General features: G+C 74.2%; 6 protein-coding genes. 1 reads left to right on the top strand and 5 read right to left on the bottom strand.

Features of this window, described 5'->3' with window-relative positions; translation table 11 throughout:
* The 3 genes from SSBG_RS24035 to SSBG_RS24025 all read right to left on the bottom strand — a co-directional run.
* Positions 1 to 397 (bottom strand): hypothetical protein (locus SSBG_RS24035; protein ID WP_008748668.1); only part of this gene is annotated, 397 nt, incomplete at its 3' end.
* Positions 398 to 403: 6 nt separating this feature from the next.
* Complete coding sequence (locus tag SSBG_RS24030) at positions 404 to 592, bottom strand: hypothetical protein (protein WP_007828675.1); 189 nt, start codon at positions 590 to 592, stop codon at positions 404 to 406.
* Positions 593 to 623: 31 nt separating this feature from the next.
* Positions 624 to 1,061: an Asp23/Gls24 family envelope stress response protein gene (locus tag SSBG_RS24025; RefSeq protein ID WP_037870514.1), complete on the bottom strand. Its 438-nt coding sequence runs from the start codon at positions 1,059 to 1,061 to the stop codon at positions 624 to 626.
* Positions 1,062 to 1,175: 114 nt separating this feature from the next.
* On the opposite strand from SSBG_RS24025, the gene SSBG_RS24020 reads away from it, so the two are divergent.
* The gene (locus tag SSBG_RS24020) at positions 1,176 to 1,895 is read left to right on the top strand and encodes a hypothetical protein (protein WP_037870512.1); all 720 of its coding nucleotides are present in this window, start codon (positions 1,176 to 1,178) and stop codon (positions 1,893 to 1,895) included.
* Between the two features lie 111 nt (positions 1,896 to 2,006).
* Here SSBG_RS24020 and SSBG_RS24015 read toward each other — a convergent pair whose 3' ends face one another.
* Together SSBG_RS24015 and SSBG_RS24010 are read right to left on the bottom strand one after the other, a co-directional pair.
* On the bottom strand, positions 2,007 to 2,825 hold the full coding sequence (locus SSBG_RS24015; protein WP_008748665.1) for an enoyl-CoA hydratase/isomerase family protein: 819 nt from the start codon (positions 2,823 to 2,825) through the stop codon (positions 2,007 to 2,009).
* A 140-nt stretch (positions 2,826 to 2,965) separates the two neighbouring features.
* Positions 2,966 to 3,190: a helix-turn-helix domain-containing protein gene (locus SSBG_RS24010; protein WP_008748664.1), complete on the bottom strand. Its 225-nt coding sequence runs from the start codon at positions 3,188 to 3,190 to the stop codon at positions 2,966 to 2,968.
* Between the last annotated feature and the right edge of the window lie 299 nt (positions 3,191 to 3,489).

The raw sequence follows: 3,489 nt of genomic DNA, 5'->3' as shown, positions 1-3,489 counted from the left end.
GCTCACGGGGCTGCCTCCGGGGAGGGTCCTGGGCGTCCGGCGGGGACCCCTCAGGTGGTACGGGTGTGGGTGTCACGTGCGGCGCGAGGTGCAGCCGCTCGACCTGCACGGCGACCTCGGGGACCCGCATCCCGGCGAGGTCGCCGACGCGTTCGGCGACCCGGCGGCGCACCGCGCCGCACTGGGCGCCGAGGTCGCCCGGGTAGGCGAGTTCGGCGCTGACCCGGACGCGGGCGACCTCGCGGTGCACGGTGACGGCGGTACGCGGGGCGCGCGCGCCCGGCGGCAGGGGCGCGATCGCCTCCCGGGCCGCCTGCGCGGCGATCTTGGCGACGACCCGGTCCGCGATCCGTGTCGCGCCGCGCTCAGCGGGCTCGACGGCGTCCTGACCCTGCACTCCCCCTCACCGCCGGTCGCCGCGATCGCGCGGCCGGAAGAACTCCCCGGGCTCCAGGTCCCCGTCCAGGAACCGGCCCACGACGAAACCCACGGCGCCCAGCGCCGCGACCAGCAGGAAGGCGCCGAACCCGCCGAAATACCCGGCGAAGCCCAGCGCCATGCCGACGATCAGACCGAGTACGGCCCAGCTCATGGTGTCCTCTCCCGTCGTGCCCGTCCCGGCGTCACTGGACGCGTGAACCGGCGTTGTCGTCCTCGTCGTCGCTCTCGTCGGGCAGCTTGACGTCGCTGACGAGGATGTTCACCTCGACGACCTCCAGGCCCGTCATCCGCTCCACCGCCGTGACGACGTTCTCGCGGACGTTGCGGGCGACCTCGGCGATCCGCTCGCCGTACTCCACGACGATCTCCAGGTCGATCGCGGCCTGCTTCTCGCCGACCTCGGCCTTGACGCCGCGCGTGACGGACTTCGCGTTGCTCGCGCCGGGCACGCGGTCGCGCATCGCGCCGAAGGTGCGGGCCGCGCCGCTGCCCATCGCGTGCACACCGTAGACGTCGCGGGCCGCGAGACCGGCGATCTTCTCGACGACGCCGTCCGCGATGGTGGTCTTGCCGCGCACCGCGGCCTCGCCACCGCTCTGGTTCTGCGTGTTCTCGCTCATGGGGCTCCAGCCTTCCTCGAAAGGGGCACTGAAAGGGGCACTCCTTCGAGCACAGTAAGGGGCCACGCGCCGGTTCGCGCCCCGGCGCGACGAATCGTGCGGCACGCTGGGCCCATGACGGAACGGCGATGGGACCGGACAGTACGTGATCAGCTGGCGCTCGGCAGGCTGTTGCCGCTGGCGGGGGACGCGGGCGGGGCCTGGCTGACGGAATCGGCCGCCCGGGCGGCGTTGCGCCGGACGGGTGAGGGGCTGCCGGGGGTCCGGCTCGGGGAGGTCACGTTCACGGCGGCCGGGGAGGCACCGGGCGGGGCGCCGGAGGCGGGTTTCCCGGCGCCGGGGAGCGCGCGGGCGCCCGGTCCGCTGGTGCTCACGGCGGCGTGCGGGGTGCACACCGGCGGGCCGCTCACCGAGGTGACGGACGCGCTGCGCCCGGCGCTCGCGAGCGCGGCGCGCGACGGGCTCGGCCTGGACGTCGTGGCCGTGGACCTGCGGGTCACCGAACTCCTCGACGCGGAGCCCGCGCCACGACAGGAGGCGCCGGAGGCGGAGGCGGACGGCGCGGACCCGGGCGGGGACGGGGAGGAGGCCGAGGTCGGGCGGGCGGTGCGCGCGGTGCCCGGTGTCGCGGGGCTCGCGCGGCGCTTCGGTCCCGTCGGGCGCGCGGTGCGCCTCGGCGTGGCGGCGGGCGGGACGCGGGCGGTACGGGTGGAGGTGACCGCCTCGGGGGCGCGGCCGCTGCCCGAGACGGTCGCGGCGGTGCGCGCGGCGGCGAGCGGGGTGCTCGGGCCGGACGCGGAGGTGGCGGTGCTGGTGACCGGGTGGCGGGGCTGAGGTCGCGGGGAGCCCGTACGCGGGACGCCGGGCGGTGCCGTACGGGCCGCGGCGGGCGGTGGCGTACGGGCTGTGCCGGGTCGTGGCGTGCGGGCTCCCCGCGACCCGCCGTTACGCGTCGCCCATCAGTTCGCGCAGGCGGCGGCCCTGGGCCTGGCGTTCGGCGGCGCGCTGTGCGTCGAAGGAGCGGTGGACCGCGCCCTGGAGGAGAGCCTTCGTCTCGTTGACGGCGTTGCGCGGGGCGGCGAGGAGCGCGGTCGTGAGTTCGGTGACGGACGCTTCGACCTCTTCGGCGGGCGCGACGACGTTGGCGAGGCCGATGCGGGCCGCCTCGGGGGCGTCCACGTACCGTCCGGTCGCGCAGATCTCCAGGGCGCGGCCGTAGCCGACGAGGTTGACGAGGGGGCTCGTGCCGGTGAGGTCAGGGACGAGGCCCAGGCTCGTCTCGCGCATCGCGAAGCGCGCGTCCTCGGCGCAGACGCGCAGGTCGCAGGCGAGGGCGAGCTGGAAGCCGGCGCCGATGGCGTGGCCCTGGACGACGGCGACCGAGACGAGGTCGGGGCGCCGCCACCAGGTGAACGCCTCCTGGTAGAAGGCGATCGTCTTCTCCAGCTCGGCCTCGGGGGCCTTGGCGAGGGTGAAGAAGGAGAGGTCGCCGGGGAAGCCCTCGGGGGTGAAGGCCCGCCGGTCGAGTCCGGCGGAGAAGGACTGGCCCTCGCCGCGCAGGACCACGATCCGCACGCTGCCGGGGAGTTCGCGTCCCGCGCGCGCCAGTGCCCGCCACAGGGCGGGGGTCTGGGCGTTGCGCTTGGCCGGGTTGGTCAGCGTGACCGCGGCCGTCTCGCCCCGCACTGCGAGGCGTACGCCGTCCTCCTCGAAGAGGACGTCGCCGGGTGCGGGGCTTGCCGTGTCCTGGGCGGGTGTGGTCATCGCGGGGCCTCCGGTGCCTGTGCCGTCGTAAGTGACTGCACAGTAACCACCCGGCCGGGGGTCCGGACACCCGGGTGGTCACCGCGTGGAGCCCGCTCCTCGCGAGGGTGCCGCGAGGTGCCGGGACGTGCGGCGACTGCTCAGTTCTCGCCGCTCGTCCTCTTGCCGCGGGTCGCTCCGCCGCGTCCGCGCAGCGTCACTCCCGATTCCTTGAGCATCCGGTGGACGAATCCGTAGCTCCGGCCCGTCTCCTCGGCCAGTGCCCGGATGCTCGCTCCGCCGTCGTACTTCTTCTTCAGGTCTGCCGCGAGTGTGTCACGCGCGGCGCCGGTCACCCGGCTGCCCTTCTTCAGAGTCTCGGCCACCCGTGCCTCCTCATGCGAAGTGCGCTCTGGACTCTCATGATCACCCCTGTCGGCAATCCTGGCCACCCATTCGGCAAGGTCCACAGCAGAAGCCATGGGTAAAGCACTGCGGTCCGCAGGGATGGAATTCGGGATTCCGTTGCCGCGCGGCAGCGCGCGATCCGTGAATTGTCCGGGGAAATCGCTGGTGAGAGGGGTACGGGCGGGATATTCCGCGAAACTTCACGGGGAAGGGAATATCACGCGCAGACACTCCCGGATACGAGGTGTTCTCACCCAGATGACGGAGTCCGGGCGCG

The organism is Streptomyces sp. SPB074, from assembly GCF_000154905.1.
Lineage (GTDB): Bacteria > Actinomycetota > Actinomycetes > Streptomycetales > Streptomycetaceae > Streptomyces.
This window is presented reverse-complemented; position numbering and strand designations above follow the sequence as displayed.